This is a genomic window from Variovorax ureilyticus, from assembly GCF_050632185.1.
In the GTDB taxonomy this organism is placed as follows: domain Bacteria; phylum Pseudomonadota; class Gammaproteobacteria; order Burkholderiales; family Burkholderiaceae_C; genus Variovorax; species Variovorax ureilyticus_A.
In genome coordinates this window covers 1605242-1630851 of the sequence record NZ_CP192579.1, presented here as the reverse complement: position 1 = coordinate 1630851, position 25610 = coordinate 1605242, and the positions used below count along the sequence as shown (strand labels likewise).

The following is a 25610-nucleotide window of genomic DNA, read 5'->3' as shown; positions in this document are numbered from 1 at the left end:
GTCAAATCCAACCCGTCGCAGTCAAGCCCGGGAGGTTGATCGCCAGGAACTTCGTGAACGTCCAGTACACCGGCGCGGAGATGATGAGCCCGGTCACGGCATCGATGACCCAGGCGCGTGGCGAATTCGCGACGGCCTGCCCGCCGGCGCGGCGCAGGCCCTGCACCGCGAGCAGGTAGCACAGCGCGCAACTCAGCACGAAGCCGATGGTGGTGATGAGCCCCGCATTGAGCAGCAGCCCCGCCGAGACCCAGATGAACCCGGTCCAGTAAGGTGCAGCGTCACCCGACGAGTCTTCCATCTCGCGGAAACCGCCGGTGCGCGCCTCCCAGAGAATCCACGCGCCGCACGCCGCGAGCGCGACCGAGACCAGCCAGGGCAGGAAGTTGGGGCCGACGCCGCCGTAGCCGGCTTCGGAGGAAATGCCGATGGCGCCGTACGCGAGGGCGAGGCCGGTGACCAGGACCCCGACGCCCACCAGCGTCTGGGGCCAGTTCGCTGGCGCCGGCATCGAAGTCAGTTCGGCCTGCACGCTCAGACCATTCCCGACTTGACCATGGTGGCGCGCAGGCTCGCGAACTCGTCGTCCACGAACTTGGCGAAGGCGTCGCCCGAAAGCACCGCCGGCGTCCAGTCGTTCTTCTTCACCGCTTCGGCCCAGGCCGGCGTCTTGACCGCGGCCAGCACCAGATCGGTCAGCGCCTTGCGCTGCTCGGGCGTGATGCCCGGTGCGCCGTACACGCCGCGCCAGTTCCCGATCTCGACGTCGATGCCCTGCTCCTTGAGCGTCGGCACGTTGACGCCCGGCAGGCGCTGCGCCGAAGTGACCGCAATCGGCTTCATCTTGCCGGCATTGATGTATTCGGCGAATTCGCTGAAGCCGCTGCCGCCCACCGTGACGTTGCCGCCCAGGATGGCTGCCGTTGCCTCGCCGCCCCCACGGAAGGCGACGTAGTTGATCTTGGACGGATCGACGCCCACCCGCTGCGCGATCATCGCCGCCGCAATGTGCTCGGTGGAGCCGCGCGAGCCGCCGCCCCACTTCACGCTGCCCGGGTCCTTCTTGAGCTGATCGATCACGTCCTTCATGCTCTTGTGCGGCGAGTTGGCCGGCAGCACGAACACGTTGAATTCGCTGGTCAGGCGCGCGATCGGCGTGGCCTGCGAGAGTGAGACCGGCGGCTTGCCGGTGATGATGCCGCCGAGCATCACGGCGCCCATGATCATCATCGCGTTGGGGTCGCCCTTGGAACCGTTGACGAACTGCGCCAGGCCCAGCGCGCCGGCCGCGCCGCCCTTGTTGTCGAAGGTGACCGTGTCGGCCAGCTTGCCGTCGGTCAGGGCCTTGCCGAGCGCACGCCCGGTGGTGTCCCAGCCGCCGCCCGGGTTGGCGGGAATCATCATCTTGATGTTGGCGCCGGCCCATGCCGACAGCGGCAAGGCACCGGTGGCCGCCAGCGCGACCATGGATTTCAGAAACGTGTCTCGGCGCATCAATGTCTCCTTTGTTTGAACCTGAGTGGAAGCTGACGCCGGTATGATGCGCCGCCCTGCTGTCAGTTGGCTGTCCGACGGACTGGGGTAAACACCGAAAATCCCGGCATGAAGCTGCTGCTAGTCGAAGACGACCCGTCGATGCAGACCACCCTGCAGCGCACCTTCGGTCGCCGCCAGATCGACGTGCGGGTGTGCGGGGACGGCGCCCAGGCCATCGCGCAATGGCGCTCGCTCGAACCCGATGTGGTGGCACTCGACCTGAGCCTCCCCAACCTCGACGGCCTGCAGGTGCTGGCGCAGGCCCGCGCTGCCGGGCTGCGCGCGCCGGTGCTGCTGCTGACCGCGCGCGGCACGGTCGGCGACCGCATCGTGGGACTCAATGCCGGTGCCGATGACTACCTGCCCAAGCCTTTCGACCTCGACGAACTCGAGGCGCGCATCCGTGCCCTGCACCGCCGCAGCCAGAATGCGGGTGCCGATTCGCCGCCCCGCCTGCCGGAAGTCGGCGGCCTGCGCTACGACCCCGAGAACGGCGCGATCTACCACCGCACCGAAGTACTCGAACTCACGCCGCGCGAACTCGCGCTGCTGAAGGCGCTGATGGTCAAGCCCGGCCATGCGGTCTCGAAGGAGCGCCTCTTCGAGCTGGTCTTCCCCGGCGAAATGGACGTGCAGTACGAGGCCGTCGAAGTCGTGGTCTACCGGCTGCGCAAGAAGCTTGCAGCCACCGGCGTCACGCTGATGACGCTGCGCGGCCTCGGCTACCTGCTGCGCGAAGAAAAATGAAGCCGGTGTCTTCGCTGCGCGCGAGGCTGCTGGTGGGCATCCTCGCGCCGATCGCGCTCTTCATCGTCATCAACAGCGTCAGCCTCTACCGCCAGAGCCTCGCGGCCGCGACCACCGCCTACGACCGCACCCTGCTCGCCTCTGCCAAGACGATCGGCGAAGAACTGGACGTGGACGGCTACGACGAGCACGCGGCGTTGCGCGCCATCGTCCCCTACGCCGCGCTCGAAGCCTTCGAGGCCGACAGCCAGAGCCGCATGTACTACCGCGTCTCCGCACTCGACGGCCACCTCGTCTCCGGCTTCGAGGACCTTCCCCTGTGGCGCGGCAGGCTGCCCGACCGGCCGCCCTATGCGGCGCTGGTGGACTTCTACGACGCCAAGTTCCGCGGCATGCCGGTGCGCGTCGCGGTGCTGCTGCAGCCGGTGGCAAGCCCGCGCGGACGCGGCATGGCGGTGGTGCAGGTGGCCGAAACGCTGGAGCTGCGCGAGACGCTCGCGCGCAAGCTGCTCGTCGATACGCTGTGGCGGCAACTGGTGCTGATCTCGGTGATCGCCGCGGTCACGGTGGTCGTGGTGCAGCGCGCGACGCGGCCGGTGCGCGAGCTCGGCGAGGCGATCGAAGCACGCGCCGCCGACGACCTCTCGCCCATCGATGCGCCCGATGCACCGCGCGAGCTGCGGCCGCTGATCGACGCGACCACGCGTGTCATGGGACGGCTGCAGCGCCTGCTCGATCACCAGAAGCGCTTCGTGCGCGACAGCGCGCACCAGTTGCGCACGCCGCTCGCAGTGCTCAAGGCGCAGGTGCAATCCGCGCGGCGCGGCGACGTGCCGGCCGGGCAGGCGCTCGAGGAGATCAGCCAGACGGTCGAGCGCGCCACCACGCTCGCCAACCAGATGCTGTCGCTCGCGAAGGTCGAGCAGTTGCGCCAGCAGCCCGAGTCGGTGACGCTGGACCTCGCCGAATGCGTGCGCGACATCGCGCTCGACCTTTCTCCGCTGGTGGCGGACAAGGCCCTCGATTTCGAGCTCTCCGCCGCGCCCATGCCGGCGCCAGTACGTGCGCACCGGTGGATGCTGCAGGAACTGTCGCGGAACCTGCTGCACAACGCGATCAAGCACAGCCCGGCCGGGGACGCGCTGGTGGTGCGCGTCGCTGTGGATGGGCAGTCCGTGACCCTGATCGTGAGCGACCAGGGCCCGGGCATTTCCGACGACTTGCGCCAACGCCTGTTCGCCCCCTTCGCGGCAGGCGACGTGGCAAGCGGCTCCGGACTCGGGCTCGCGATCTGCCGGGAGATCGTGCTGGCGCTCGGCGGCTCCATCGCGCTCGAAAACCGGGAATCCGGCGCACGCGTGATCGGCCTGGATGCTGTCGTCCAACTGCCGCTGGCGCGCGACAATGGCTGACTCATGGATCGCCTACGCATCGACAAATGGCTCTGGGCCGCGCGCTTCTACAAGACGCGCTCGCTCGCCGCCGACGAGATCGGCAAGCATCGCATTCAGGTGAACGGGGAAGTCGCCAAGGCCTCGCGCGAGGTGAAGCCGGGCGACAGGGTCACGATCCGGCTCGGCCCGTTCACGCGCGAGGTGCTGGTGCGAGGGCTCAGCGGCCAGCGCGGCCCGGCACCGGTCGCGCAGCAGCTCTACGAGGAAACGCAGGAAAGCCTCGTCGCGCAAGCCGCCGTGCGGGAGCAGCGCCGCCTGGGCAGCGAGCCGGCGCTCAGCATCGAGCAGGGCCGGCCAACCAAGCGCGACCGGCGCGAGCTGGAGCATGCGCGTCGCGGCAACTGGGACAACCGCTGGAGCGCCTCGCTCGACGATGACGAGTGAAACCGGCCTGCCCCCGGCGCCTGGCGTACCCTGCGGCTTTTGCGAAAGGAGTCCGACCTCATGGCCAGCTTCAAAAAGTATTGCGTCACCGGCAAGTTCAAGCTCACGAGCATCGATCCCGCCGAGGCCCCTTTTCTGACCGGCACCGAAGAAGCGCAGCGGCAGGAACTCGAGCAACTCGCGGTTCGCCTCGACGATCTGCAGAACAACCTGCATGCCGAGGGCCGGCGCAAGCTGCTCCTGGTGCTGCAAGGTCTGGACACCAGCGGCAAGGACGGCACGATCCGCTGGGTCTTCTCGCGCACCTCCCCGCTCGGCGTTCGCGTGAAGGCCTTCAAGGTACCCAGCGAGGACGAACGCGCGCACGACTTCCTCTGGCGCTGCCATGCGGCCGTGCCACCGACCGGCGACATCGCCATCTGGAACCGCAGCCACTATGAAGACGTGCTGGTTCCGGTGGTCGAAGGACTCATCGACAAGGCCGAGACCCAGCGCCGCTACGCCCAGATCAACGACTTCGAGCGCCTGCTGACCGAAACCGGGACGGTGGTCATCAAGTGCATGCTGCACATCAGCCGGGAGGAGCAGCGCAAACGGCTGCAGGCGCGGATCGACCAGCCGGACAAGCACTGGAAGTTCCACATGGACGACCTCTCGGTTCGCAAGAAGTGGGCGGACTACGAGCTGGCGTACGAAAAGGCGCTCGCGGCCACCTCGACCGCCTACGCGCCGTGGCACGTGGTGCCGGCCGACAGCAAGATCCACCGCAACCTGATGGTCGCGCACCTCATCGTGAAGACGCTGGAGGACATGAAGCTCACCCTGCCGCCGGCGAGCCCTGCGCTGGAGCACCTCATCGTGCAATGAACGGCGGTCGGGCGGTCGAAGCGCATACCGCCGACCTGCCGCAGAGTCTGTCGGCTAACCGCCGGCAAAAAGCCCGGCGTGCGCCTTGCGCAGGTCGCGCTTGAGCAGCTTGCCGCTCGGGTTCTTGGGCAATGCCTCCACGAAAACCACCCGCTTGGGCGTCTTGAAGCCCGCGAGGTGCTCGCTGCAATGGGCCAGCACCTGCCCCTCGTCGAGCGTCTGGCCCGCCCTGGGCACGACGATCGCGACCACGGCTTCCACCCAATGCGGATGCGGCACGCCGACCACCGCGACCTCGGACACCTGCGGCAGGCGGTAGATCATTTCCTCGACCTCACGGCTGGCGACGTTCTCGCCGCCGGTCTTGATCATGTCCTTCTTGCGATCGACGATCGTGATGTAGCCCTCCTCGTCGATGGTCGCGAGGTCGCCCGAATGGAACCAGCCGCCGTCGAACGCGGCCCGGGTGCGCTCGTCGTCGTGGAAGTAGCCGAGCATCAGGTGCGGCGAGCGGTGCACCACCTCGCCGATCTCGCCGACCGCAACATCGTTCATCCAGTCGTCGACCACGCGCGTTTCGACATTGAGCACAGCACGCCCCGCCGAGCCGGGTTTGCGCAGCTGGTCGTCGGGACCGAGCATCGTCGCCAGCGGCGCAATCTCGGTCTGGCCGTAAAGGTTCCACAGCCGCATTTGCGGGAGCCGGCGGATGATCTCGCGCATCACTTCGACCGGCATGATCGACGCGCCGTAGTAGCCCTTGCGCAGGCTGGCCAGATCGGTGGCGTCGAACAGCGGCGAGCGAAGCAGCGAGATCCACACCGTCGGCGGCGCGAAGAACGAGCCGATGCGGAATTTCTCGATCAGCGGCAGCAGGTTGTCCGGCGTCGGCTTGGCGGTGATGACGTTGGTCGCGCCCGCGTAGATCGACGGGCCCAGGAACACGTCGAGCTGCGCGCAGTGGTAGAGCGGCAGAGCGTGCAGCGTGAAGTCGCTGCCGGCGATCTCGGCGTCGACGAGGCAGCTCACGTACTGCGCGATCACAGCGTCGTGGGTGAGCATCGCGCCCTTGGGGGTCGATTCGGTTCCGCTCGTGTAGACGATCTGCGCGAGATCGGCGGTTTGCAGGTCCACCTCCGGCGGTTCCGCGTCGCTTCGCGCGAACTCATCGAAACGCAGCATGCCGGGCACCGGATCGGTGGGGTCTTCGGACGGCAGCCAGAGGAAGTCGCGCACCGAGGTGTCGAGCGCGGCGGCTTCACGCGCCAGGGCAGCCAGGCCGGTGTCCGTCGCGAGCACGGACGCCCCCGCGTGGCGCAGGATGTAGGCGACCTCCTCCGACTTCAGCATGAAGTTGATCGGCACCAGCACCGCGCCGATTCGCGCGAGCGCGAAGCGCAGCGCCGCGAAGGCATGCGAGTTGCGCGCGAGGACCGCCACGCGCTCGCCCTTGCCGATGCCGTGGCGGGCCAGGGCGCCCGCCACCCGCGAACAGATCGCGTCGAACTCGGCGTAGGTCCATCGCGTCTCACCGCAGGCGATGGCGAGCTTGTCGGGATAGCGCCTCGCGCTGCGGTGCAGAAGGTCCGCCAGCGTCTGGCGGCGTGCTGTCTCTTGCGGCATCGGTGTCTCCTTTTTTGGCGCACCGAGCATAGTGCCCGGCACGCGCCGCCGCCAGAGGTCCGGCCTCAGGTGCGCATCGGTGCGCGGCTGCGCTCGTTGTTGACGGTCACGAACTTGCTGAGCAGCTGGATGAACGCTTCACGCTCGCTGTCGGAGAGCATGCCCAGCAGCGCGTTCTGCATCTGCTGCATGCCGGGCACCATCTTCGCGAGCAGTTCCTCGCCTTCGGCCGTGAGGCGCAGTTCGCGCTGGCCGCGCGCCAGGAGCTTGCGGGTGATCCAGCCCTTGCCTTCGAGCCGCACCGCGATGTCGGCCGTGCTCGAGGTGTCGAGCGCCACCTGCTGCGCCAGCGTGACCTGGTCGATGCCCGGGTTGTCCTGCAGGGTGCGCATGACCGCGTACTGGACCGGTGTGACTTCGCGGCCCAGCGTCTCGTAGAACACCGACACCGAAATCTGATGCGCCCGGCGGATGAGGTGTCCGGGCTGGTCGTTCAGGCTGATCTCGGCGGTGTTGGAATCCTGGCTCTGCATGGCGGGTTCGATTGGCAAACAGCCCGGGATTATCGATGGCGGGGCAGGCCCCGCACGCTGCTACAGGTCGAGCACCAGCACCGGCGAACGCGACCGCGAGCAGCAGGGCGTGAACTGGTCGTTGGCCGCCTGCTCTTCCGGCGTGAGGTACATGTCCTTGTGGTCCGGCTCGCCTTCGAGCACGCGCGTGAGGCAGGTGCCGCACACGCCCTGCTCGCACGAGGTCTGCACCTCGACGCCGATCGCGGCCAGCGCCTGCACCACCGTCTGGTCCTTCTCGACCTTGACCACGCGGCCGGAGCTGGCGAGCTTCACCTCGAAGGCCGCATCGTCATCGGACTTGGCCACTTCCGCGGAGAAGAACTCGTAATGGAGCTGATCGGCCGGCCAGCCCGCGGCGCGCGCGGCGTCGAGCACCCAATCCATGAAGCCCTTCGGCCCGCAGACATAGACGTGAACGCCCGGCTGCGGCGCGGCCAGCAACGGATCGAGCGCGAGCTTCTGCGACGCATCGCCGTCGTCGAAATGGAAGCGCACCTGCGGCGCGAAGGCCGACTGCGCGATGCGGTCGACGAAGGCGGTCCGATCGCGCGAGCGCGTGCAGTAGTGCATCTCGAACGCACCGCCCGTCATCGCGAGGCGCTCGGCCATGCAGAGGATCGGCGTCACGCCGATGCCCCCCGCGATCAGCAGGCTGCGGGTCGCGCCGTGCGCGAGCTGGAAGTGGTTCTTCGGCGCGCTGATGCGCAGCAAGGCGCCCTCTTCCATGGCATCGTGCATGGTCTTCGAGCCACCGCGCGAAGCCGGGTCGCGCAGCACGCCGATCAGGTAGCGATGACTTTCGCGCGGGTCGTTGCACAGCGAGTACTGGCGCGTCACGCCGCCGGGCATGTGCACGTCGATGTGCGAGCCGGCCGAAAAGGCAGGGAGCGGATGGCCTTCGGCCTGCACCAGCTCGAAAGTGCAGATGTCGACGGCTTCCGTCTGCTTGCGCGCGATGCGCACTTCGAGCTCGACGGAGCTCATTGCGCAACCTCCATGCTTCGCATTGCGGTGCGAGCGCCTTCGGGCGGCCGGGCGGCGCTCATGCCGCCACCGCTTCGGCGCCGATGCCTTCCTGCGCCATCAGGCGATCGAGCACGCGGCGCGACTGCACGCCACCCGAGTCGATGTTGAGCTTGAGCAGATTGCGCGTGGGATGCGCCAGCAGGTTGCGCTGCTGCGATTCGAGCATCTCCAGGTCCTCGCTGAAGATCTTGCCCTGGCCTTCGCGGATGGCTGCCGTGAGGGCCTTGTCGTGCGGCTGGAAGTTGCGCGCCATGCCCCAGAAGTACCAGTGCGAGGTCTCGGTTTCGGGCGTGATGAAGTCGACCACGATGCTCGACACCTTGTGCGCCGGATCGGCGTTGTAGCCGCCCTTCCCGGCATGCGCCACGCCGACCTCGATCATCACGTGGCTCGGCGGCGTGAAGCGGCAGATCTGCCAGCGGTCCACCGGCACGTCATCGGCGAGGTGATTGCCGCGCAGCGCCATGCGCCAGAACGGGGGTGCCGAGATGTTCTCCATGAAGCGGCTGGTGACCACCGTGTCGCCGTCGACCTTGGTGGTGGTCGGCGTTTCGTCGATTTCCTTCTGGCCGATGCTGGTGGAGTGCACGTAGGTTTCGTGCGTGAGGTCCATCAGGTTGTCGACCATCAGGCGGTAGTCGCAGTTGATGTGGAACAGGCCGCCGCCGTAGGCCCACTCGGGGCTCTCGGCCCACTCGAGGTGGTGCAGCTTGGACGCATCGGCCAGCACCGGATCGCCGGGCCAGACCCAGACGAAGCCGTAGCGCTCGATCACCGGGAAGTTGCGGATCGCAGGAAAGCCGCGCACGCGCTGGCCGGGCATGGCAACCGTCTTGCCGTCGCAGCCCATTTCGAGGCCGTGGTAGCCGCAGACCAGCTTTCCTTCGACCACGCGGCCGAGCGACAACGGTGCACCGCGGTGCGGGCAGAAATCCTCCAGCGCCGTCGCCTTGCCGTCGGCTGCGCGGTAGAGGACCAGGCTTTCGCCGCAGATCTTGCGGCCCAGGGGCTTGTCGTCGATCTCGTTGGCCGAACAGGCGACGTACCAGGCGTTCTTAGGAAACATGGTGGCTCCTCGTGGGATGGGTGCTGAGTGGGATCGGAGGGCCGAAACTTAGTGCTCTCGGCAACTTGATTCAGTACACTGAATCGTCTTCGATGAGTGTACTGAATGAAGTTTTCCGACCGTACCCCGTAGTTACCCTTAGTCGGCGATTTGGTGCGCTCGCGCCCCGGCACGAACCGATCGCCACCGCAAAAACAAAAAACCCCGCCGATCCGAAGATCGACGGGGTTTCTGCTGTTTTGGCGGAACCGGAGGGATTCGAACCCTCGATGAGGCTCTACACCCCATACTCCCTTAGCAGGGGAGCACCTTCGGCCACTCGGTCACAGTTCCTCAAGCCCGCCATTATGCCAGTTTCAGGAGGCAGGTTGATCCAGATCGAAGGCTTTATGCAGCGCGCGGACGGCAAGCTCCATGTATTTCTCGTCGATCACGACCGAGGTCTTGATTTCGCTGGTGGAAATCATCTGGATGTTGATGCCCTCTTCGCTCAGAACCCGGAACATCTTGCTCGCCACGCCGACGTGGCTGCGCATGCCGATGCCGACGATGCTGACCTTGCAGATCTTGGTGTCGCCGACGATGTCCGCCGCACCCAGTGTGGGCAGCACCTTGGTCTTGAGCAGGTCGACCGCCTTGGCGTAGTCGTTGCGGTGAACCGTGAAGCTGAAGTCGGTGCGACCGTCTTTGCTCAGGTTCTGGATGATCACATCGACTTCGATGTTCGCATCGGCGATAGCGCCGAGGATGTGATAGGCGATGCCCGGCTTGTCGGGCACGCCCAGCACGGAAATCTTGGCTTCGTCGCGATTGAACGCAATGCCGGATACGACGGCTTGTTCCATGTTCTCGTCTTCCTCGAAAGTGATCAGCGTGCCTGACTTGGCTTCTTCGTTGATGTCGATGTCCCACGGCGTGAAGCTCGAAAGCACGCGCAGCGGCACCTTGTACTTGCCGGCGAATTCGACCGAGCGGATCTGCAGCACCTTGGAGCCCAGGCTCGCCATTTCGAGCATTTCCTCGAAGCTCACGGTGGCGAGGCGGCGCGCATCGGGCTCGACGCGCGGATCGGTGGTGTAGACGCCGTCGACGTCGGTGTAGATGAGGCACTCGTTCGCCTTCATCGCCGCGGCGATCGCCACCGCCGAGGTGTCGCTGCCGCCACGGCCGAGCGTGGTGATGTTGCCGGCGTCGTCGACACCCTGGAAGCCGGTGATGACAACCACCTTGCCGGCATCGAGGTCGGCGCGCACGCGCTCGTCATCGATGCTCTCGATACGCGCCTTGGTGAACGCGCTGTCGGTCTTGACCTGGACCTGCCAGCCTGCGTAGCTGACAGCCTGAAGACCTTCGGACTGGAGAGCGATCGCCAGAAGCGCCGAAGAGGCCTGCTCGCCGGTCGCGGCCAGCATGTCGAGTTCGCGGTTGTGGTCGTCGTCGGGCGTGCCGGAGGCGAGTTCCTTGGCGAGCCCGAGCAGGCGATTGGTTTCGCCGCTCATGGCACTCGGGACCACGATCATCTGGTGGCCGGCGCGAGCCCATTTGGCGACGCGCTTGGCGACATTTCGGATGCGCTCGGTCGAGCCCATCGACGTGCCGCCGTATTTGTGAACGATCAATGCCATGGGTGAAGTCAAGAGAGAAGAGTTCGCATGCCGCAATGCCGGCATTCGTGCGCCTTCGCCATTCAGCTCACCTGTCAAGATCGACGCGAGGCCGAGAGCTACGGCAAGGGCGAAGCATTGTACCAACGCAACGCGTCGCCTTCGCGTTCGACCCTTCCGGAGGCCACCTTGATGCGGATCCGGTGGCCTCGGGTGCTGCAGGCGGCGATCTGGCCCTGAAGCTGCTCGAGCTGCGCTTCGCTCGGTACCACGCCGTGCTCGGTCTTGAGCCAGTGGCGCAGGAGATTCGCCAGACGCTCGCGGGGCAGCGCCCGCAACGCGGCCAGCCTGGGCGGCGAACCCGCGGCGGCGAGATCGCCCGCCGCCGCTTCGGAGAGCAGCCTCGATGCCCTCGCCGCGTTGCGCGCCGAGCGGGCGAAGGTCTCGCGGTACTGCGGCAGGGCCTCGGCGAGGGCCGGCAGCACCAGCCGCCGGATGCGATTGCGCGTATAGCGCAGGTCGGCGTTGCTCGGGTCGTCGATGTGCGGAATGCCGGCCGCGGCGATCCACGCGCGCAAGGCATCGGCGTGCAGTTCGAGCAACGGCCGGTGAAACACCACGCCGTGCCGCTCCATGCGGCTTGGCATGCCGGCCAGGCCATCGACACCAGCGCCGCGGCCCAAGGCGATAAGCAGCGTCTCGACTTGATCGTCCGCATGCTGCGCGAGGAGGACGTGCTGCACCCCGCTCGCCTGCGCCAGCGCGGCCAGCGTCGCATAACGCGCGCGCCGTGCAGCGTCTTCCGGGCTTTCGCCGGGCGCGTGACGCGCATCGACACGCCCTACGTGCAGCGGCACCTCCAGCGTCGCGCAGGTGGCGGCGCAATGCGCCTCGAAATCATCTGCGGCGTGCTGCAGGCCATGGTGAACATGAAACGCATGAACCTGGCCTGGCCAGCGCTTTACCGCCGCATGCAGGAGCGCGGTGGAATCCGCCCCGCCGCTGTAGGCCACGCCCAATGGCAGAACCGCCGACCATGAAGCCAGCGCATGGTCGGCGGGATTTTCCATGGGAGAGACCGCGCGCCAGGCTGGCGCCCGCGCGCGCGTTACTTGCCGCTATCCGCCTTGGTGTCGGCGAAGCGGCCGTAGCTCTGGAGCCGGTCGTAGCGACGGGCCAGCAGTTCCTTGACCGACAGGTCGCCCACTTGGCGGAAGGCGTCGTTCAACGCACGCTTGAGGAAAGCAGCCATTTGCCGATGATCGCGGTGCGAACCGCCCACCGGCTCATTGACGATCTTGTCCACCAGGCCCAGCGCCTTGAGCCGGTGCGCGGTGATGCCCAGCGCATCGGCCGCTTCCTGCGCCCTGTCGCTGGTCTTCCAGAGGATGGACGCGCAACCTTCCGGGCTGATCACGGAATAGACGGAATACTGGAGCATCAGCAGCTGATCGCCCACCGAGATCGCCAGCGCGCCGCCGGACCCGCCCTCGCCGATGATCGTCACGATGATCGGCACCTCGAGTTGCGCCATCTCGAAGATGTTGCGGCCGATGGCCTCGGACTGGCCGCGTTCCTCGGCATCGATGCCCGGGTACGCACCCGGCGTGTCGACGAAGGTGAAGACCGGAAGCTTGAACTTCTCCGCCGTCTTCATCAGGCGCAGCGCCTTGCGGTATCCCTCGGGTTTGCTCATGCCGAAGTTGCGCGCGGTGCGCTCCTTGGTGTCGCGGCCCTTCTGATGGCCGAGCACCATGCAAGGCGTACCGTTGAATCGCGCGAGACCGCCGACGATTGAGAGGTCATCGGCAAAGTGGCGATCGCCGTGCAGTTCGACGAAATCCGTGAAGATCTCGTTGATGTAGTCGAGGGTGTAGGGACGTTCCGGATGCCGCGCGATCTTGGTGATCTGCCAGGGCGTCAGGTCGCTGTAGATTTCCTTGGTGAGCTGGAGGCTCTTCTTGCCGAGCTGATCGATCTCCTCAGAGATATCGACTGCGGACTCGGTCTGCACATAGCGCAGCTCTTCAATCTTGCTTTCGAGCTCGGCCACGGGCTGCTCGAAGTCGAGAAAGGTTCGTTTCGCCAACGTCTTCTCCTATTTTCAGTATGCGACCGGTAGCGGGTCGAGCGATCGCCAAATATACCAAGTCGCCACGCTGCAGTACGGGGCCCAGGCGACAGCCACTTCGCGCGCATCGCTGCGGCTGACCGGGTCGCCGGAAAAATAGTTCTGGCTGATGCCGTTGATCAGCCCGAGGTCGTCCAGCGGCAGCACGTTGGGACGCATCAGGTGGAAGATCAGGAACATCTCGGCCGTCCAGCGGCCGATGCCGCGGATCGCGACGAGTTCCTCGATGATCATCTCGTCGGACATGTCCTTCCACTTGTCGACGTGCACCGCGCCCGAATCGAAGTGCAGCGCGAGATCGACGAGGTACTCGACCTTGCGGGCGGAAAGCCCCGCCCCGCGCATGTCGTCGACCTTGAGCTTGAGCACGCTTGCGGGCGCCATCTTTCGGGGCAGGTTCGCGAAACGGTCCCACACGGACTGGGCCGCCTTCACCGAGATCTGCTGGCCCACGATGCTGCGTGCCAGCGTCGTGAACGCGTCGCCGCGCGATTCGAGACAGGCATCGCCGAAACGGGGAATGAGCCGCTTCATGACGCGGTCTTTCTTGGCCAGGTGCTTGCAGGCTTCTTCCCAGTAGTCGGGCGTGAAGACCACGACGGCCGGCTTCTTTGCAGGGGGCATCGTCTTCGCCCTGTTCACTGTGCCGACGACCAAGTGGTGCCGGTGGGGGAATCCTTCAGCACGATCCCCTGCGCGAGCAGCTCGCTGCGGATGCGATCCGCTTCGGCAAAGTTCTTTGCCGCCTTGGCATCCGCGCGCTGCTGGATCAGAGCCTGGATGGCTGCCTCGTCGAGGGTCGCACCGGCCTGCAGGAAAGCCTGCGGGTCGGCCTGCAGAATGCCCAGGCAGGCGCCGAGCGCCTTCAGCAGCCCAGCGAGTTCCGGCGACCGGGTGCGGTTGACTTCACCGGCCAGGTCGAACAGCACCGCCACAGCTTCGGGTGTCCCGAAGTCCTCGTCCATTGCCGCCTTGAAGCGCGACGCATAGTCATTGCGCCAATCGATGTCGACCTTGGCCGGTGGCACAAGATGCAGCGCGTTGTACAGCCGCTTGAGCGACGCACGGGCATCGCCCAGATGCACGTCGCTGTAGTTGAGCGGGCTGCGGTAGTGCGCCCGCACCACGAAGAACCTGATCGTCTCGGCGTCGAACTTCTTCAGCACGTCGCGGATGAGGAAGAAGTTGCCCAGGCTCTTGGACATCTTCTCGTCGTCGATGTTGATGAAGCCGTTGTGCATCCAGAAGCGCGCCAATGGCTTGCCGTTGGCACCTTCGCTCTGCGCGATCTCGTTCTCGTGATGGGGGAACTGCAGGTCCGCGCCGCCGCCGTGGATGTCCAGCGTTTCGCCGAGCAGCTCGCAGGCCATGGCCGAGCATTCGATGTGCCAGCCGGGCCGGCCAGGGCCGAAGGGGCTCGCCCACTTGACCTCTTCGGGCTCGGTCGGCTTGGCGCTCTTCCAGAGCACGGGGTCCAGCGGATCGTCCTTGCCGTCGAGCACCGCGACGCGCTCGCCGGCATGCAGTTCATCGAGCGACTTGCCGCTGAGCTTGCCGTAGCCCGGGAACTTGCGCACCGCGTAGTTCACATCCCCGTTGGGCGAGCGGTAGGCCAGGCCCCTCTTCTCCAGCGTGCCGATCATCGACAGCATCTGCGGGATGTATTCGGTGGCACGGGGCTCATGCGTAGGCCTTTCGATGCCGAGCGCATCCGCATCCTCATGCAGCGCAGCAATCATGCGATCGGTCAGCGCGCGGATGCTTTCACCGTTCTCGACGGCGCGGCGGATGATCTTGTCGTCGATGTCGGTGATGTTGCGCACGTAGTCGACGGCCAGGCCGGAGGACTTGAGCCATCGCTGCACCACATCGAACGCAATCATCGAACGTGCATGGCCCAGGTGGCAATAGTCATAGACGGTCATTCCGCACACGTACATGCGCACCCGGCCGGGTTGCAGTGGAGAAAACTCCTCCAGTTCACGCGACAGCGTGTTGTAGATGCGAAGACTCATGAAGGTTAGGAGCGTCAGTTCGCGCTCGTGCAAAAACGGGCGAAGGACAGCTGATTTTCAGGGGTGAAAGTGCTGCGTAGACGAGCGGCTCGGCATGCCCCCTCGGCTACAATGCCCTGCAGTATAAACGGCCACCGATGGATATTTCCGCGTGTTACGCGGCCTGTGTCCCCTCCCAATTTCGAGGCTCCATGCAGCTTGCCGCTTTCACCTCTGCTTCCCTCCTTCGCGTTTTCCCTGCCCTGGTGCTGGCCTTGGCCATGGGCGCCGCGCATGCGGATGAATACAGCGATGTCAACGCCCTGCTGCGCCAGGGCAAGGGGGACGAAGCCCTGACCAAGGCCGACGCCTACATCAGCGGCAAGCCCCGCGATCCGCAGATGCGCTTCCTGCGCGGCGTGATCCTCACCGAACAGGGCAAAGAGGCCGATGCCGTCGCCGCGTTCACGCAGCTCACCCAGGACTACCCCGAGCTGCCCGAGCCCTACAACAACCTCGCCGCCCTCTACGCGTCGCAGAGCCAGTTCGACAAGGCCCGGGCCGCACTCGAGATGGCCGTCAAGCTCAATCCCGACTACGCGACGGCGCACGAGAATCTCGGCGACGTGTATGTGCGACTCGCCGCGGAGTCCTACAGCCGCGCCAAGCAGCTCGAGGCCGGCAACGCCACCGTGCCGCCCAAGCTCGCGCTGATCCGCCAGATGTTCAGCGCACCCGCTCCCGGCGATCTGCCCCCCGCGACGCAGGCGGCACGCAAACCCGTGCGCAAGTAAGCCGGCCACGTTCTCCCGCGCTTCGGCGCATCTTCGGAAAGCGAACTCCCGTGACCCTTCGAATCCTCTCGCGCCGCGCGGCGCTGATCGCCGCCACGACGCTGGCGATTGCCGGTACCAGCACCATCGGCTGGGCCCAGACCGCCGCACCTCGCGTCAAGCTCGGCACCTCTGCCGGCGACATCGTGGTCGAGCTCTATCCGGACAAGGCGCCAAAGACGGTCGAGAACTTCCTCCAGTACGTCAACGACAAGCACTACGACGGCACGATCTTCCATCGCGTCATCGACGGCTTCATGATCCAGGGCGGCGGCTTCACCTCCGAACTCCGGCAGAAGCCCACGCGCGCGCCCATCCCCCTCGAAGCCAAGAACGGCCTCAAGAACGACAAGTACACGATCGCGATGGCACGCACCTCCGATCCGAACTCCGCCACCTCGCAGTTCTTCATCAACGTGAAGGACAACGCCAGCCTCAATGCGCCCTCGCCCGACGGCTACGGCTACACCGTGTTCGGCAAGGTGGTCTCGGGCACCGAGGTCGTCGACAAAATCCGCGCCGCCCGCACGGGCAACAAGGGCGGCATGCAGGACGTGCCGCTCGAAACCATCACCATTCAATCGGCCACCGTGGTGGCCAAATAATTCAAAGGAGCCCTCATGAGCAATCCCCAAGTCGAACTCCACATCAAGGACAAGGGCGTCATCACGCTCGAACTCGATCAGGGCAAGGCCCCGAAAACGGTCGAGAACTTCCTGAACTACGTCAACAAGAAGCACTACGACAACACCATCTTCCACCGCGTGATCCCCGGCTTCATGGTGCAGGGTGGCGGTTTCGAGCCCGGCATGTCGCAGAAGCCGACGGATGCCGAGATTCAAAACGAAGCCAACAACGGCCTCAAGAACGAAACCTACACGGTCGCCATGGCACGCACCAGCGCGCCGCACTCGGCCACCGCGCAGTTCTTCATCAACGTCGCGGACAACAGCTTCCTGAACCACACCGCGCCTTCGGCCCAGGGCTGGGGCTATGCGGTCTTCGGCAAGGTCGTGGACGGCACGGAAGTCGTCGACAAGATCAAGGCGGTCAAGACCGGCCGCAAGGGCTTTCATGACGACGTGCCGCTCGAGGACGTCGTGATCGAGAAGGCCGTCGTCAAGGCCTGAGGCGGCGCAGACTGACGCACATGGAGGCGTTTGCAGAGATCGTCGCGCCGGCCAGCTGGCGCACGGTCGATCTCATCTCCGACCTCCACCTGCAGGCCGCAGACCAGACCACCTTCGAGGCCCGGCGCGGCTATCTCGAAACCTCGCCGGCCGACGCGATCTTCATCCTCGGAGACCTCTTCGAAGTGTGGATCGGCGACGACGCCGCCACGCTCCCGGGTTTCGAGGCGCAATGCGCCGACGTGCTGCGCGCCGCAACCACGCGGCGGCCCATCTTCTTCATGCACGGCAACCGGGACTTCCTGCTCGGCCCCGCCTTCGCGGCGCAGTGCGGCATCACGCTCATCGACGACCCGACGGTGCTCGTCCTGCACGACAGGCGCTGGCTGCTGAGCCATGGCGATCTCCTGTGTCTCGATGATGTCGAGTACCTGCGCTTCCGGGCCCAGGTGCGCACCCCCGAATGGAAAGCCGCGGTGCTCGCCCATCCGATGGAGGAGCGCCGCGCCCTCGCCCGCTCGGTCCGCGCCCAGAGCGAGGACCGCAAGCAAAGCCCCGGCATGGTCTGGGCCGATGTCGATGCCGACGCCGCCCGCAAATGGCTGCGTCGCGCCCATGCGACCACACTGATCCACGGCCATACCCACAAGCCCGGGACGCACGACCTGGGCGACGGTCTCGAACGAATGGTGTTGAGCGATTGGGATGCGGCGGCCCATCCGCCCCGCGCGCAATTGCTCTGCCTCTCCGCAGCCGGCGCTCAGCGCGTCGATCTGCGCTGATGTTCTCCTGGCTGCGCCGGATTCGCCCGGCGCCCCGCATTCCCGACGAGGCATGGCAAGCCACGCTGGCCCGCTATCGCTTTCTGGGCGAACGCTCCCCGGCCGATATCGAACGTCTGCGCCAGCTCTCGGCGGAATTCCTGCGCGACAAGCGCTTCCATGGTGCGCACGGGTTCGTCATCTCCGACGAGGTCGCGCTGGCGATCGCCGCGCAGGCCGTCCTGCCGGTGCTGCACCTCCAGGGGGCTCGACTGGTACGACGATTTCGTCGGGGTGGTCGTGCATCCGTCCGAAGCGGTCGCGCAACGCACCACGGTCGATGCGACCGGCGTCGTGCACGAATACGAAGAGATCGTGGCCGGCGAGGCCATGGACCGCGGCCCGGTGATGTTGAGCTGGCAGGACGTCCTCGCCAGCGGTGCAACGCGCGACGAGGGCTACAACGTCGTGATCCACGAATTCGCCCACAAGATCGACATGCGCGGCGGCATGGCCGATGGCTGCCCACCCCTGCCCCGGGGCTTTCGCGGTACTTCGAATTCGCGGGACGCACGCGCCGCGTGGGTCGCGGTACTGCAGCCCGCCTACGACACCTTCCGCGAACAAACCATCGTCGCCGAGCGCTTCGGCGGCGAGCCGCCGTGGCTCGACGCTTACGGCGCTCAGTCAATGGGCGAGTTCTTCGCCGTGGCCTGCGAAGCGTATTTCGTCAACCGCGAGAGGCTGCGCAGCGACTTCCCGGAACTCGTCGATCTCTTCGACGAGTTCTTCACGCGGTCCGGCCAGCGGTAGTCCGGGCCGGTACGGCGCTCACTTGCGCAGCAGGGCCTTGAGCGCGTTCTGCAACCGACGCGCGGATGCCGCATCGTGCGGCGCGGCCAGCACCTTGCCCGCATCCTGGCCCCAGGTCTGTGCGGGCGCCGGGTCGCCGCGACGTGTCAGCAGCTTGAGCTGCAGCGCGCGGCGCGCTTCGAGCTGCTCCGCCGGGGTCGGCACTTCCGCCGCCATTTCGAGGCGCAGCAAGGCTTCCGCGGCATCGGCGACCGGTGCGGAAGGCGTCGCGCCAAGAGCCTGCGACCAGACATTGCGGACCGCGGGCGTAACCGCGCGGCCCAGTTCCTGCGCACTCGGCAGTTGAGACGCGTCGCGCTTCTCCCACGCGCCGAGCACCTGGGTGAGCGCCTCTCCGTGCGCTTGCGCCGCCAGCTTGCGCAGCGCAAGGTCTGCGCGCTCCATCGCGTCGCGCTGCGCGCGGAATGCGGTGTCGCCCAGACGCGGCCCGCGATCCTCGCGCGGCGGCCGATCGCCAAAGCGTCCACCCGCCGGCGCACCGCGTTCGCCGCCGCGCGGCGCGCGCTCGCCCGGTCGCCCACCCGGTGTGCCACGGCTGTCGCGACGATCGCCGAACCGGCCGCCGCGCGCCGCGGGCTGGGGCTCGGCCTTCCTGTTGCCAGGACGGTCGTCGCCGCGCACGGCGATCACCGGCTTCGGTGCGGGCTTGGCCGGCGCCACGACGGGCATCGCTTCGGCATCGCTGCGCGCCGAAGGATCCGCGCCATCGGCCGGCGCAACCAGATCGGCAGCCGGAGCCGGCGCTGCGGCCTCCACCGGCGCAGGCAGTGCTTCGGCATCTTTCGGCGTGGGCGATTGCCCGGCGCTTTCGCTGAACTCGGCAGCCGCCTGCCCCGGCGCCACGACTTCGGTCGCGCCGACGGCCGGACCATCGGCGGAATCGGGCGCAGGCGCAGCCTCCCGGGCGGCTTCGCCGCGCATCGCGGCCTCCAGTTGCGCGATGGCGGCGCGGATTTTCTGCGCATCGCCGCTCGTGCTGGCGGCTTCGAGCGCCTTCGACGCCTCGAGAACGCTGCGATCGTGCGTGTTCATGGCCGCCGACGCCTTTTCGCGCTCGGCCGTCTTGCGGTTGAAGGCTTCGTCGATGGGCGCGCGGAACGCGTCCCACAGCTTCTGCTCCTGCCGGCGATCGAGCGGAACCGACTGCGCCTCGACCTGCCAGCGCTGCTGGAGCGACTTCACCGCATCGATACGCAGCACAGGCGCCGCACCCAGCTCGGTCGCCTCGGCGATCATGGCCGGCGGCGCTCGACGCTCGCCTTTTGCTGGACCTCGAACGGCGCACGCGCCGCGCCGAAGGCCTCGGACCACTGGGATTGCAGCTCGGCGAAAACCTTCTCGCCGACATGGCCCGCGTCGCGCCAACGATCGGCGAACTGGTGCAGCGAGCGATTGACGGACTTCAGGTCCGGCCCGTTCGCATGCTCGGCCGCCCAGGCCTTCACTTCCTCGATCAGCGCGACGCGATGCGCACGATGCTCCGCCGCATCCGCGCGAACTTTTTCGAGCCACGCCTCGACCACCTTGTGGGCCTCGTTGCAGGCTTCGTCGAAGCGCTTCCAGAGTGCGTGGTTCGGCACCCCGCCCTGGTCGGATTGCTTCCACTGCTCGCGCAGGCTGCGCAGGGTTTCCTGCATCTTCCTGCCGCCCAGCGCCCGGCCTTCGGGGCGCTTGAGCAGACCCTCGGCCTTGGCCACGAGCTCCTCCCGCACCTTGTCGGCGCTCCAGCGTTGCCAGCCTTCGAGCTCGCCCGCGGCGACCAGGGCGGCATGGACCCGGGCCTCGAGCGCGGCGTCGACCAGCCGGCCATACTCCTTGAGCACCGCGCGCAGGGCGGCCGCCGCACCGGCGCTTGCCTTGCCATGTCCTTGGGTGGTTTCCTGCTCGAGTTTGGCGAGTGCCGCCTCCACCGCGCCGTGCGCCGCGGCGCGCTTTTCGGGATCGACCTTGGGCCCGGCGGGCTTCGCCACGGCGGGCGCGGCCGCTTCCGGGACGCCGCCTCGCGCCACACGCAACTCGTCGGCCCACACCGGCACCGGCGGCAACGGCGCGGCAGGGTCGGTGGCCGCAGCCTGAGCCTGCGCGAGTGCGCCATGGAATGCATCGGACACGACCAGAAGCTGCGCCTTCGAGGATTCGAGCTGCGGCGCGAACTTGGCGTCGAGACTGCTCCAGTTGCCGTCGGCCGCAATCTCGCCCGCCTGCTGCTGCCAGTGGGCGACGTCGCTGCGCAGGGCCTCCTCGGCCGCCTGGGCGTCGCGCCAGCTCTTGGTCGACAGCACTTCGAAGCGTTGCGCGAGCAGCACCGCCGCTTCGCGATGGACCTGAGCCCGATGCTGGAGATCCTCGATGCCCTTGACCCTTTCGGCCAGCTGCGTCTTGATGCCCGCCAGCGGCTCGCGCGACAGGGGTGCGCCGGCCTTCGCCGCATCACGTTGCCACGCGAGCGCATCGGCAATGTTGAGCTTGGGCTGGGCCAGGAGCATTTCGGCCTTGTGCGTCCATTCGGCGGCGATGGCTTCCTGCCCCTTCGCACGCTTGAGTTCGTCGAGCTTTTCGCGCAGCAGGCGAGCGGCCCCCTTGTCGCGGCCGCTCAGTTCCTTGAACACGTCCTGCATCTGCTCCGCTGCCGGATTGCGGGCGAGCCAATCACGGATGCGCTGCGCACGTTCGCCCGAGGTCGGCGCGGTGAACGCGCCGCCCGTCAACGTGTCGAGGGACTGGATGTCGTGAGGCTTGGAAGAAGTTGAAGTCACTGCGCGAAGAATCGTTATCTGTAGAAGAAAAGCGAAGGCGCCGGCAATTGCCGGCGCACCACTCCATTTTCACCGACTTGCCGCCGCCCGGTTCAACGGGTCGCCAGTTTCAGCTCGGCACTGGGTTTCCAATTGTCGCCATCGGCCTTGGTACGCACCGCGCCGAGGAAAAGGCGCTCGCTCGGCACCTTCTGCTCGAGCAGGTAGTCGCGCACCGCGGCGCCGCGCGCCACCGCCAGCTGCCGCATCGACTCCTCATCGACGGGGACGCTGGCTGCCAGCAGGTTCTCCATGTCCTGCTGCGGCAGGTCCTTGGCGAGCCCGACCATGTTGCGCGGCTTGGTGATGTCCGAGCGCTTGTACGCCGCAGTCAGGAGATCCGGATACTCGGAATCGCTGAGCGCCTCGACGTCCGCCGCGTTCTGGCCGGCCCGGACGGCCGCTCGCCGCTTCTCGGCCTGCGCGAGCTGGCGCACACGCTGCCGCTGGTAGCCGTCGCGCTCGTGTTCGAGGCTGGCGGTGCCGACGACCGTCATCTGCAGGCCGGGCCGGTCGATGATCGCCTTCGCGACCTTGTCGAGGTTCTGCCCGGCCTCGGCAGACAGCTCGGCACTGCCGGGCGCGAACACGATGGCGCTCGACTCCCCGCCTCCTGCGCCGCCGGTCAGAAGCGCGAACGGCGCCGTCGCCGCCTTGGCGATCAGATTCACGATCGCCTTGAGGATCAGCGGCCCGATGCTGAACTCGGGATCGTTGATCGAGCCGCGCAGCGGCAGGTCGACGTCGATCACGCCATTGCGGTCCGCGAGCAGCGCCACGGCGAGCCGCACGGGCAAACTCGCCGGCGCACCCTCGACCTGCTCGCCGAACTGGAGCTGGTTGAGGATGAGCCGGTTGGACGCGGTGAGCGAGCCATCCGGCGCGATCTTGTAGTTCACGTCCATGCTCAACTTGCCGCGCTCGATGCCATGGCCCGCGAAGCGGACCGAATACGGCGACAGCGGCGGCAGATCGAGCTCGCGCATCTTCGCCGTGATGTCGAGCTCCAGCGGCTTGACCAGCGGATTCAGTCGGCCGGTGATTTCGAGCGACGCGGTCTGCTGGGCCTTGCCGCGCAATTCGAGATCGGCGAGCGCCGGCTTGTCCCCCTGGGGCTTGGAAGAAAACGCGCTCAGCCGGCCCGTGAGTTCGGTGAGATCCGCCGAATAGTTCGGCTTGATGAACGTGTCGGAAAAGTCGATTCGCCCATTGACCAGCGCCATCGGGCCGAAATTGATGACCGGCGCCATCGAGTTCGGCGGCGCGGCGGGTGCACGCGCAGCCGGCGCGGCGGCCGCAGCCTGCGGTGCGCCTCCCACCACCAACTCTGCAGGGGTGGCGCAGCCCCTGGGCGCGCGAACGAGCCGCGCGGCCGGCATTCGTCGTCGTGGTGGTTCCACCCAGGCTGCGCTTGGTCGTGACCTCGGGCGCCGTTGCCGGAGCCGATGCATCCGGCGCTGCCGGTTGCCCAGGCTGCTTGACCAGATACAACAGATTCAGCTTGCCGGTCGGGTCGATGATGATTCGGGCGAAGAAATCGGTGAGCGTCGTTTCGCGGACGTCGAGGTTCAGCGGCGCACCCGGCACCATGTTCACCTGCACCCCGCGCAATCCCAGCGTCTTCCAGCTCAGGAGTTGCCTGTTGCCCGAGCTGGCCTGCCCCTGAGCCTGCGTGAGGATCACGCTATTGGCGCGGAAATCGTCGACGGCGGTATCACCTGCCAGCCGCACGCTCGCGCCTGCAGGCGTGGACGCGTATTTGACGGTGCCCCGGTAGCTCGCGAAGGCGCGGCGGATGTCGATGTTGAGCGCATCGGCGTAGTACGCCTTGAAGGCATGGGCCGGCAGCGACGCGAGGGTCACCTTGCCCTCGGCGGCGACCGGGTTCAGTGCCAGGCTGCCGTCGTATTCGAAATGTCCCGGCTCAGCGCGACCCGAAGCGATGCGCCCCGACACCTTGAGCGGCGACACGGTGGCGGTGTTCGGCGCGATCTTCTGGGCATTGACCTTCAGCGCGCTGATCTCGAAAGCCACCGGCGTGTCGCTGGCGTTGTCCGCATACGAAACCGCGCCGTTGTCGACCGCCACCGTGGCGATGGAAAGCTCCCACGGCTTCGTGTTGGCCGCGGACGCCTGCCGGTCCTTCGGCGCGGCGACCTTGGCCTCCTTCGCATCACCGCTGCCGCCGCCATCACCGGCCGGCAGCTTGAGCCAGCGCTCGAACATCCAGCGCTTTTCCTTGTCCCGCTCCACGCGCACCTTCGGACTCGTGGCCGCGAAGGAGCCGATCGCCAGCGTGTGCCGGGTCATGTCGACTTCGGCATCCCGCAACTCGAAGCGGCCGACGCTGGCGAGCGAGGTCTTCTCCTGCGTGAGCGCGAGATCCTCGGCCACCACGCTGCGCGCCTTGAACTTCAGGTCGGGCTGGGTCCAGGCCACTTCGATCTGGCCGCTGAGCTTGCCGTCGAGCGTCGGCTCGAGACTTTGCGCGAGGTACGGCGCCGCCACCGACAGCGGCAGCGCACCGACCTCCGTCTGCACCCGCGCCTCCTTGTCGGTCGCCTGGCCCTCGAACTTGACGGTCGCGCCTGCGACGGCGGTCGATCCGTTGAAGGTCGCCGGCTTTTCCATCGGCCACGTGACCGCATTCACTTCGACGGCCAGTTCCTTCGCGTCGATGCTCGCGGCCGGCTTCGTGGTCTGGTCACGCCAGCCGACCGGCCGCCGGTGAGTGCGACCTTGTCCACCTGCACGTGCCAGCCCGGCGGCGCGGCAGGCTTGGCCCCGGCGTCGCCGTTGGATTCGGTCGCAGGCAGGGCCCCGACCTTCTCCTTGGCACCGGTGGCCGGGTCGGTGGCGAGCAGGTTCAACGTACCGCCCTGGTCGCGCGCCACCACGAGTTGCGGCGCGGCCAACGCCACCTCGCTCAGATGGACCACCCTTTCCAGCGGCCGCACGTCCGTCAGCGCGACCTTGAGCGACTCGAAGCCAAGCAGGTCCTTGCCCCTGCCATCCGCGAGCTTGACGCCGTTGGCCGCCACGGTGCCGGTGACCTTGAGCGCCGGCGCCGCAGCCTGCGAGAAATCGATCCGGATGTCGGCATCGAGCTTGCCGGCCTGCAACGAAACCGGCAGGCCGCCGGGGATGTAGCCAAGGTAAGGCACCAGATCGAGCCCTTCGAACTTGATCTGCGCATCGGTCTTGTGGCTTTCCGCAAAGGGCGTCGACTCCGCCGTGGAGTCGAACTTGCTCCCGTTCAGCACGAAGGCCAGCTTCGGTTCGGTCTTGATGTCCCGCTTGGAGGCCAGATTGCTCAGGAACGGTACGGATAGTTCAAGGTTGCGCAGTTCGTGCCGGCGCTGAACCGTCTGGTCGTCGAAGGTGAAGGAACCGTTCGAGATGCCGATGTTGTAGATCGCAAAACGCGGCGGCTCGCTCTTGGGCGCGTCCGGCGCGGGCGCGAGCTTGGCCAGGATGTCGTCGATGTCGTATTTGCCGTCGCTCAGGTGGGTGAGCAGGATGGCGGGCGAGTCGACCGACACAGCGTCGATCACCGGCGCGAGGCGCAGGATCGATTGCAGCTCGGCGTCGAGATAGATGCGATTGATCGCCACCTGCGCCCCTTTGCCGTCGGCAGTGGCGATGCGCAGGTCGTGCACCGTGAGCTCGAGCGTCCACGGCTTGAAGTCGACCTTGCCGACCGTGACCTGCCGGCCCAGCTTGTCGCTCGCGATTCGCTGGATCTGCCCCTTGGCGATGGGCGGTACTGCAAGCCACGCCAGCAGCCACATGCCCAAGAGGACCAGTAGCGCGACGATGCCGCGCCGCACCCATTTGTTCTGTTTCAGGTCACCGACTTTCATCGCCCGGGAGTGTGCCCCAAACAACCTCTCCTTCCCAGAAACGAGAAAGCCCGGTGGCGGGACGAACGTCATGCCACCGGGCTCGATGGCGGGCGCAACGCCCATGCCATCTTTTCGCGCGACCGGAAGTTGATCTGTTCCGGTCAGGCTGGCAGCAAGAGATTGCCACCGTTGGGCCGCAGTCGCTGAACCGCCGGATTGCTCCTTGGGTTACCGGACCTTGGTGAAGCGCCTACAAAGTCGAGGCACTTACAGCGTATTCCTGTACCGGAAAGATTTCAAAATGAGCTTTTCAATCGACTGGCGGCGGGCGATTTGTGAACTGATCCTCACACTTTTTACAATCAA

19 protein-coding genes, 1 tRNA gene and 3 pseudogenes are annotated in these 25610 nt (G+C 66.8%); 9 read left to right on the top strand and 14 right to left on the bottom strand.

Going from position 1 to position 25610, the window contains the following annotated elements:
• Nucleotide 1 precedes the first annotated feature (1 nt).
• Both ACQ858_RS07935 and ACQ858_RS07930 read right to left on the bottom strand, forming a co-directional pair.
• The gene (locus ACQ858_RS07935) at nt 2-511 is read right to left on the bottom strand and encodes a tripartite tricarboxylate transporter TctB family protein (protein WP_431276815.1); all 510 of its coding nucleotides are present in this window, start codon (nt 509-511) and stop codon (nt 2-4) included.
• 23 nt (nt 512-534) lie between these two features.
• Nucleotides 535-1494, bottom strand: coding sequence for a Bug family tripartite tricarboxylate transporter substrate binding protein (locus tag ACQ858_RS07930; RefSeq protein WP_431276178.1), 960 nt, complete (start codon nt 1492-1494; stop codon nt 535-537).
• A gap of 108 nt (nt 1495-1602) precedes the next feature.
• Between ACQ858_RS07930 and ACQ858_RS07925 the strand changes: the two genes are divergently transcribed.
• From ACQ858_RS07925 to ACQ858_RS07910, 4 genes are read left to right on the top strand one after another with little or no spacing between them, the layout of a single operon-like run.
• Nucleotides 1603-2283: a response regulator gene (locus tag ACQ858_RS07925; RefSeq protein ID WP_431276177.1), complete on the top strand. Its 681-nt coding sequence runs from the start codon at nt 1603-1605 to the stop codon at nt 2281-2283.
• On the top strand, nt 2280-3695 hold the full coding sequence (locus ACQ858_RS07920; protein ID WP_431276176.1) for a sensor histidine kinase: 1416 nt from the start codon (nt 2280-2282) through the stop codon (nt 3693-3695). Before ACQ858_RS07925 ends, ACQ858_RS07920 begins: the two co-directional genes overlap by 4 nt.
• A gap of 3 nt (nt 3696-3698) precedes the next feature.
• A complete protein-coding gene (locus ACQ858_RS07915; RefSeq protein WP_431276175.1) occupies nt 3699-4121 on the top strand; it encodes an RNA-binding S4 domain-containing protein in 423 nt (140 codons plus the stop codon).
• Nucleotides 4122-4181: 60 nt separating this feature from the next.
• On the top strand, nt 4182-4988 hold the full coding sequence (locus ACQ858_RS07910; protein WP_431276174.1) for a PPK2 family polyphosphate kinase: 807 nt from the start codon (nt 4182-4184) through the stop codon (nt 4986-4988).
• A 54-nt stretch (nt 4989-5042) separates the two neighbouring features.
• On the opposite strand, the gene ACQ858_RS07905 is transcribed toward ACQ858_RS07910, so the two are convergent.
• The 10 genes from ACQ858_RS07905 to cysS form a co-directional block, all read right to left on the bottom strand.
• Nucleotides 5043-6611 (bottom strand): acyl-CoA synthetase, encoded by a 1569-nt coding sequence (locus tag ACQ858_RS07905; protein WP_431276173.1) that lies wholly within the window; start codon nt 6609-6611, stop codon nt 5043-5045.
• Between the two features lie 65 nt (nt 6612-6676).
• Entirely contained in the window at nt 6677-7144 is a 468-nt protein-coding gene (locus ACQ858_RS07900; protein WP_431276172.1) for a MarR family winged helix-turn-helix transcriptional regulator, read from the bottom strand.
• A gap of 60 nt (nt 7145-7204) precedes the next feature.
• Entirely contained in the window at nt 7205-8170 is a 966-nt protein-coding gene (locus tag ACQ858_RS07895; protein ID WP_431276171.1) for a PDR/VanB family oxidoreductase, read from the bottom strand.
• Between the two features lie 58 nt (nt 8171-8228).
• Nucleotides 8229-9278, bottom strand: a complete 1050-nt coding sequence (locus ACQ858_RS07890; RefSeq protein WP_431276170.1) for a Rieske 2Fe-2S domain-containing protein — start codon at nt 9276-9278, stop codon at nt 8229-8231.
• Nucleotides 9279-9518: 240 nt separating this feature from the next.
• A tRNA-Ser gene (locus ACQ858_RS07885) sits at nt 9519-9611 on the bottom strand.
• Between the two features lie 23 nt (nt 9612-9634).
• Nucleotides 9635-10903 carry an aspartate kinase gene (locus ACQ858_RS07880; protein WP_431276169.1) on the bottom strand — a complete coding sequence of 423 codons (1269 nt, stop codon included), beginning with the start codon at nt 10901-10903 and terminating at the stop codon, nt 9635-9637.
• 98 nt (nt 10904-11001) lie between these two features.
• The gene (gene tilS, locus ACQ858_RS07875; protein ID WP_431276168.1) at nt 11002-11952 is read right to left on the bottom strand and encodes a tRNA lysidine(34) synthetase TilS; all 951 of its coding nucleotides are present in this window, start codon (nt 11950-11952) and stop codon (nt 11002-11004) included.
• 38 nt (nt 11953-11990) lie between these two features.
• Entirely contained in the window at nt 11991-12971 is a 981-nt protein-coding gene (locus ACQ858_RS07870; RefSeq protein WP_431276167.1) for an acetyl-CoA carboxylase carboxyltransferase subunit alpha, read from the bottom strand.
• A 15-nt stretch (nt 12972-12986) separates the two neighbouring features.
• Nucleotides 12987-13637: a DNA-3-methyladenine glycosylase family protein gene (locus ACQ858_RS07865; RefSeq protein ID WP_431276166.1), complete on the bottom strand. Its 651-nt coding sequence runs from the start codon at nt 13635-13637 to the stop codon at nt 12987-12989.
• Between the two features lie 14 nt (nt 13638-13651).
• Nucleotides 13652-15028: a cysteine--tRNA ligase gene (cysS, locus tag ACQ858_RS07860; RefSeq protein WP_431276165.1), complete on the bottom strand. Its 1377-nt coding sequence runs from the start codon at nt 15026-15028 to the stop codon at nt 13652-13654.
• Between the two features lie 191 nt (nt 15029-15219).
• Between cysS and ACQ858_RS07855 the strand changes: the two genes are divergently transcribed.
• From ACQ858_RS07855 to ACQ858_RS07835, 5 genes and pseudogenes are all read left to right on the top strand, one after another.
• The gene (locus ACQ858_RS07855; RefSeq protein WP_431276164.1) at nt 15220-15801 is read left to right on the top strand and encodes a tetratricopeptide repeat protein; all 582 of its coding nucleotides are present in this window, start codon (nt 15220-15222) and stop codon (nt 15799-15801) included.
• Nucleotides 15802-15851: 50 nt separating this feature from the next.
• Nucleotides 15852-16445 carry a peptidylprolyl isomerase gene (locus ACQ858_RS07850; RefSeq protein WP_431276163.1) on the top strand — a complete coding sequence of 198 codons (594 nt, stop codon included), beginning with the start codon at nt 15852-15854 and terminating at the stop codon, nt 16443-16445.
• Nucleotides 16446-16460: 15 nt separating this feature from the next.
• The gene (locus ACQ858_RS07845) at nt 16461-16970 is read left to right on the top strand and encodes a peptidylprolyl isomerase (RefSeq protein WP_431276162.1); all 510 of its coding nucleotides are present in this window, start codon (nt 16461-16463) and stop codon (nt 16968-16970) included.
• A gap of 20 nt (nt 16971-16990) precedes the next feature.
• Nucleotides 16991-17752: a UDP-2,3-diacylglucosamine diphosphatase gene (locus tag ACQ858_RS07840; RefSeq protein ID WP_431276161.1), complete on the top strand. Its 762-nt coding sequence runs from the start codon at nt 16991-16993 to the stop codon at nt 17750-17752.
• A pseudogene (locus ACQ858_RS07835) lies at nt 17752-18544 on the top strand (zinc-dependent peptidase). The gene ACQ858_RS07840 and the pseudogene ACQ858_RS07835 overlap by 1 nt, the downstream one beginning before the upstream one ends.
• Before the next feature lie 18 nt (nt 18545-18562).
• Here ACQ858_RS07835 and ACQ858_RS07830 read toward each other — a convergent pair.
• A pseudogene (locus ACQ858_RS07830) lies at nt 18563-21360 on the bottom strand (DUF349 domain-containing protein).
• 92 nt (nt 21361-21452) lie between these two features.
• Nucleotides 21453-25262 (bottom strand): annotated as a pseudogene (locus ACQ858_RS07825) (DUF748 domain-containing protein).
• Nucleotides 25263-25610 lie beyond the last annotated feature (348 nt).

Bases quoted from the DNA above. Each gene is read 5' to 3' on its own strand.
- ACQ858_RS07935 (WP_431276815.1), bottom strand. From the start codon at position 511: ATGCCGGCGCCAGCGAACTGGCCCCAGACGCTGGTGGGCGTCGGGGTC.
- ACQ858_RS07930 (WP_431276178.1), bottom strand. From the start codon at position 1,494: ATGCGCCGAGACACGTTTCTGAAATCCATGGTCGCGCTGGCGGCCACC.
- ACQ858_RS07925 (WP_431276177.1), top strand. From the start codon at position 1,603: ATGAAGCTGCTGCTAGTCGAAGACGACCCGTCGATGCAGACCACCCTG.
- ACQ858_RS07920 (WP_431276176.1), top strand. From the start codon at position 2,280: ATGAAGCCGGTGTCTTCGCTGCGCGCGAGGCTGCTGGTGGGCATCCTC.
- ACQ858_RS07915 (WP_431276175.1), top strand. From the start codon at position 3,699: ATGGATCGCCTACGCATCGACAAATGGCTCTGGGCCGCGCGCTTCTAC.
- ACQ858_RS07910 (WP_431276174.1), top strand. From the start codon at position 4,182: ATGGCCAGCTTCAAAAAGTATTGCGTCACCGGCAAGTTCAAGCTCACG.
- ACQ858_RS07905 (WP_431276173.1), bottom strand. From the start codon at position 6,611: ATGCCGCAAGAGACAGCACGCCGCCAGACGCTGGCGGACCTTCTGCAC.
- ACQ858_RS07900 (WP_431276172.1), bottom strand. From the start codon at position 7,144: ATGCAGAGCCAGGATTCCAACACCGCCGAGATCAGCCTGAACGACCAG.
- ACQ858_RS07895 (WP_431276171.1), bottom strand. From the start codon at position 8,170: ATGAGCTCCGTCGAGCTCGAAGTGCGCATCGCGCGCAAGCAGACGGAA.
- ACQ858_RS07890 (WP_431276170.1), bottom strand. From the start codon at position 9,278: ATGTTTCCTAAGAACGCCTGGTACGTCGCCTGTTCGGCCAACGAGATC.
- ACQ858_RS07880 (WP_431276169.1), bottom strand. From the start codon at position 10,903: ATGGCATTGATCGTTCACAAATACGGCGGCACGTCGATGGGCTCGACC.
- tilS (WP_431276168.1), bottom strand. From the start codon at position 11,952: ATGGAAAATCCCGCCGACCATGCGCTGGCTTCATGGTCGGCGGTTCTG.
- ACQ858_RS07865 (WP_431276166.1), bottom strand. From the start codon at position 13,637: ATGCCCCCTGCAAAGAAGCCGGCCGTCGTGGTCTTCACGCCCGACTAC.
- cysS (WP_431276165.1), bottom strand. From the start codon at position 15,028: ATGAGTCTTCGCATCTACAACACGCTGTCGCGTGAACTGGAGGAGTTT.
- ACQ858_RS07855 (WP_431276164.1), top strand. From the start codon at position 15,220: ATGCAGCTTGCCGCTTTCACCTCTGCTTCCCTCCTTCGCGTTTTCCCT.
- ACQ858_RS07845 (WP_431276162.1), top strand. From the start codon at position 16,461: ATGAGCAATCCCCAAGTCGAACTCCACATCAAGGACAAGGGCGTCATC.
- ACQ858_RS07840 (WP_431276161.1), top strand. From the start codon at position 16,991: ATGGAGGCGTTTGCAGAGATCGTCGCGCCGGCCAGCTGGCGCACGGTC.